The sequence below is a fragment of the Mycobacterium sp. TH-M103 genome (assembly GCF_057473785.1).
Window position 1 is genome coordinate 1 of the sequence record NZ_JBYCLG010000371.1, and the last position, 3,882, is coordinate 3,882.

Genomic DNA, 3,882 nt, shown 5'->3' on the forward strand with positions numbered 1-3,882 from the left:
TCCTCGACTGGGAACTGGTGCACGCCGGGCAGGCCTACGAAGACCTGGCCTGGTTCTGCATCCGGGCCTGGCGGTTCGGCGCCCCGGCCAGCCTGGCCGCGGGCGGCCTGGGCAGCATCGAGAGCTTCCTGCGGGCCTACGAGGAAGCCGCCGCAACTACCGTCGACCGGGTGGCGTTCCACTGGTGGCTGGTGCTGGCGACGCTGCGCTGGGGGGTCATCTGCCGCTACCAGGCGGAACGGCATCTGAGCGGGCAGTCCCGCTCGGTGGAGCTGGCGACGATCGGCCGCCGCGTCAGCGAGACCGAGTGGGACCTGCTCGACCTGCTCGAGAGCCCGGAGTCGAAGGTGTGCTCGTGATCGGCGCCTATGGCCGCCCGCTGGCGGCCGAACTCGTCGCCGCGGTGGCCGAGTTCCTCGAGTCCGAGGTCCGGGAGGCGACGACCGGACGGGTCAACTTCCACGCCCGGGTGGCCGCCAACGCGTTGCGCATCGTCGAGCGGGAACTGCTCGACGAGAGCGAGGCGGAAAGCGGTGCGGCGCTGGCCCGCCTGGGCTACGCCGACGAAGACGCGCTCGCGGCCGCGATCCGGGCCGGCGACCTGGACGGGCGCGCCGGGGAGGTCATCGCCTGCCTGCGCACCCTGGTCCGCCGCCGGCTGGCGGTCGCGCACCCGGGATACGACGAGCCGGACCCGGACACCGCATAGACAGCGACCAGGAGCCTGCCCATGCCGAGCCCGACGCCGAAACCATCATCGACGTAGCCGATCGCCTGTTCGCCGCGATCGAGGGCGGCGACAGGGCAACGGTGGACCGGCTCTGGCGCGATGACATCGCGGTGTGGCGATCGGGTGCGCGCCGGGATGACGACAAGGCCCGGCGCGGTCCGCATCGCGGGCCACACCCGGGTCGAGCGGGCCCGGTTCGGCTTGGGCTGGAACAAGTTCGGCATGATGGCGGCGACCGCGACGGCGGCGGCCGACGCCGTCTTCGTGCGGGTACCCCGTTAGGCGCGGCGCCGCCGCAGTACCATCTGCTCGTGCCCGCCGCGAATACCGACTCCGCCGTCGCCCTGCGCGTCCTCGTCTACAGCGACAACGCCGACACGCGCCGGGAAGTGATCCAGGCGTTGGGCCGGCACCTGCACCCGGATCTGCCCGAGCTCAACTACATCGAGGTGGCGACCGGCCCCATGGTCATCCAGCGGATGGACGAGGGCGGCATCGACCTGGCCATCCTGGACGGGGAGGCGACGCCGACGGGCGGCATGGGAATCGCCAAGCAGCTCAAGGACGAACTCGAGACGTGCCCGCCGATCGTCGTGCTCACCGGGCGTCGCGACGACGCGTGGCTGGCCAAATGGTCTCGCGCCGAAGCTGCGGTGCCGCACCCCATCGACCCGATTGTGCTGGGCCGTACGGTGCTGGGCCTGCTGCGAACCCCCGCTCGCTAGCCGGGCGCAGCGGGTCGCCCGCCCGCACCACATCAGGGTGCCGTGGCTGAGGTAGGGGCCTCCGGTCGGATCGTATTGGGATTAGCCGGCGTCGACGAGGGGCGTCAGCGCGTTGTTCAGGCCGCTGACGATGGGCGCCGCGACCCCGATCTGCTGCAGTGGCATCAGGAGGGGTAAGGGTCGTGGTCGGCACCATGTACGTCGTCGTGGTGCACCCGAGCGCGTTCGCGACGGATGACACCTGAACCACCTGCGACGGCGCGACGAGTTCGGTGCCCATCTCGACGGGCCGATCGCGGCCCGTCGCGGCCGCGGCAACGGTCCGCGAGGCACAAAAGCATAAGCACCGCATGCCCCAGGTCGGGCTGACAATCTGCGGTTCCACCGAAGTTGAGCGGCCATCCCGGTCACGGGCCCGGCAACCGATCGGATAGCCCACCCCGGGCAAGCGCCCCGGCCGTCGCGACGCTATGTTGTAGGTCACTGCGACCGGACAAAGACACTGTCCGTCACAGCAGCCCGGCCACCGCCCGGTCGCCGCCCGGCGGCCCGTACGACGGATCTTGGAGCGAGTTGAACGCCTACATACCCATCCTGGTACTGGGAGCCATTGCCGCCGCCTTCGCCGTGGGCTCGGTGGTGATCGCGAGCCTGGTCGGTCCGTCCCGATACAACCGTTCGAAGCTGGCCGCCTACGAGTGCGGGATCGAACCCACCGAAAGCACCGCCCACACGACCGGCGGCCAGCGGTTCCCGGTGAAGTACTACCTCACCGCGATGCTGTTCATCGTCTTCGACATCGAGATCGTGTTCCTGTATCCCTGGGCGGTCAGCTACGACGCGCTGGGGACGTTCGCGCTGGTCGAAATGGTCGTGTTCATGCTCACGGTTTTCGTGGCCTACGCCTACGTGTGGCGCCGCGGGGGCCTGACGTGGGATTGAGGTAAGACGTGGGCCTGGAAGAACAGCTGCCCGGTGGGATTCTGCTGTCCACCGTCGAGAAGGTCGCGGGCTATGTGCGCAAGAACTCGCTGTGGCCGGCGACCTTCGGGTTGGCCTGCTGCGCAATCGAGATGATGGCGACGGCCGGACCCAGATTCGACATCGCACGCTTCGGCATGGAGCGGTTCTCGGCGACACCGCGGCAGGCCGACCTGATGATCGTGGCCGGGCGGGTCAGCCAGAAGATGGCACCCGTGCTGCGCCAGATCTACGACCAGATGGCCGAGCCGAAATGGGTGCTGTCGATGGGCGTGTGCGCGTCCTCCGGCGGGATGTTCAACAACTACGCAATCGTGCAGGGCGTCGACCACGTGGTCCCGGTGGACATCTACCTGCCCGGCTGCCCGCCGCGCCCGGAGATGCTCCTGCACGCAATCCTCAAGCTGCACGAGAAGATTCAGGACATGCCGCTCGGCGTGAACCGGGAACACGCCATCGCCGAGGCCGAGGAGGCGGCGCTGGCGGCCCGGCCCACCATCGAGATGCGCGGGCTGCTGCGATGAGCTCACCGGACCAGGACCCGCAGGAAGCAGTGGCCCGCGCCGACGAGGAAGTGATCGATGTCCGGCGCGGCATGTTCGGGGTGTCGGGCACCGGCGACACGTCCGGATACGGCCGGCTCGTGCGTGAGGTCACGTTGCCGGGCAGCAGTTCCCGGCCCTACGGCGGCTACTTCGACGCGGTCGCCGACGGCCTGGCCGAGGCGCTGGGGCGCGCCGGTGTCGATTTCGGCACCGCGATCGAGAAGGTCGTGGTCCACCGCGACGAACTGACGCTGCACGTGCGCCGGGAGTCGCTGCCGCAGGTCGCCCAGCGGCTACGCGACGAACCGGACCTGCGGTTCGAGATGTGCCTGGGCGTCAGCGGCGTGCACTACCCGCACGAGGCCGGGCGGGAACTGCACGCGGTCTATCACCTGCAGTCGATCACCCATGGCCGCCGCGTGCGGCTGGAAGTTGCTGCGCCGGAAGGTGATCCGCACATCCCGTCGCTGTACGCGATCTACCCGACCAACGACTGGCACGAACGCGAGACCTACGACTTCTTCGGCATCATCTTCGACGGGCATCCGTCGCTGACCAGGATCGAGATGCCCGACGACTGGCAGGGGCACCCGCAGCGCAAGGACTACCCGCTGGGCGGAATCCCGGTGGAATACAAGGGCGCGCAGATACCCCCGCCCGACGAGCGGAGGGGCTACAACTGATGAGTCAAACCGAAACCCTCGTCGTCGCCGGCGGCCAGGACTGGGAGCAGGTCGTCGACGCCGCCCGCAAGGCCGACCCCGGTGAGCGCATCGTCGTCAACATGGGCCCCCAGCACCCGTCGACCCACGGGGTGCTGCGGCTGATCCTGGAGATCGAGGGCGAGACCGTCACCGAGGTCAGGTGCGGAATCGGCTACCTGCACACCGGGATCGAGAAG

Annotated in this window: 7 protein-coding genes and 2 pseudogenes; 8 read left to right on the top strand and 1 reads right to left on the bottom strand. The window is 69.3% G+C overall.

Annotated elements, in window-relative coordinates:
• The 4 genes and pseudogenes from AC2VOR_RS20530 to AC2VOR_RS20545 all read left to right on the top strand — a co-directional run.
• Nucleotides 1-359 (top strand): annotated as a pseudogene (locus AC2VOR_RS20530) (phosphotransferase family protein); the annotation flags it as partial.
• Complete coding sequence (locus AC2VOR_RS20535) at nucleotides 356-709, top strand: DUF6285 domain-containing protein (RefSeq protein WP_369739844.1); 354 nt, start codon at nucleotides 356-358, stop codon at nucleotides 707-709. The pseudogene AC2VOR_RS20530 and the gene AC2VOR_RS20535, both read left to right, overlap by 4 nt.
• Before the next feature lie 120 nt (nucleotides 710-829).
• Complete coding sequence (locus AC2VOR_RS20540; protein WP_486964419.1) at nucleotides 830-1,012, top strand: hypothetical protein; 183 nt, start codon at nucleotides 830-832, stop codon at nucleotides 1,010-1,012.
• Nucleotides 1,013-1,041: 29 nt separating this feature from the next.
• Nucleotides 1,042-1,455, top strand: a complete 414-nt coding sequence (locus AC2VOR_RS20545; RefSeq protein WP_369739847.1) for an Rv3143 family two-component system response regulator — start codon at nucleotides 1,042-1,044, stop codon at nucleotides 1,453-1,455.
• A gap of 81 nt (nucleotides 1,456-1,536) precedes the next feature.
• Here AC2VOR_RS20545 and AC2VOR_RS20550 read toward each other — a convergent pair whose 3' ends face one another.
• Nucleotides 1,537-1,857 (bottom strand): PE-PPE domain-containing protein, encoded by a 321-nt coding sequence (locus AC2VOR_RS20550; RefSeq protein WP_369739848.1) that lies wholly within the window; start codon nucleotides 1,855-1,857, stop codon nucleotides 1,537-1,539.
• A gap of 171 nt (nucleotides 1,858-2,028) precedes the next feature.
• Here AC2VOR_RS20550 and AC2VOR_RS20555 point away from each other — a divergent pair, with 171 nt between their 5' ends.
• The 4 genes and pseudogenes from AC2VOR_RS20555 to AC2VOR_RS20570 all read left to right on the top strand — a co-directional run.
• Nucleotides 2,029-2,397, top strand: coding sequence for an NADH-quinone oxidoreductase subunit A (locus AC2VOR_RS20555; RefSeq protein ID WP_369739849.1), 369 nt, complete (start codon nucleotides 2,029-2,031; stop codon nucleotides 2,395-2,397).
• Nucleotides 2,398-2,405: 8 nt separating this feature from the next.
• Complete coding sequence (locus AC2VOR_RS20560) at nucleotides 2,406-2,960, top strand: NuoB/complex I 20 kDa subunit family protein (protein WP_369739850.1); 555 nt, start codon at nucleotides 2,406-2,408, stop codon at nucleotides 2,958-2,960.
• Complete coding sequence (locus tag AC2VOR_RS20565) at nucleotides 2,957-3,664, top strand: NADH-quinone oxidoreductase subunit C (RefSeq protein WP_369739851.1); 708 nt, start codon at nucleotides 2,957-2,959, stop codon at nucleotides 3,662-3,664. The genes AC2VOR_RS20560 and AC2VOR_RS20565 overlap by 4 nt, the downstream gene beginning before the upstream one ends.
• Nucleotides 3,664-3,882, top strand: a pseudogene (locus AC2VOR_RS20570) (NADH dehydrogenase subunit D); the annotation flags it as partial. The gene AC2VOR_RS20565 and the pseudogene AC2VOR_RS20570, both read left to right, overlap by 1 nt.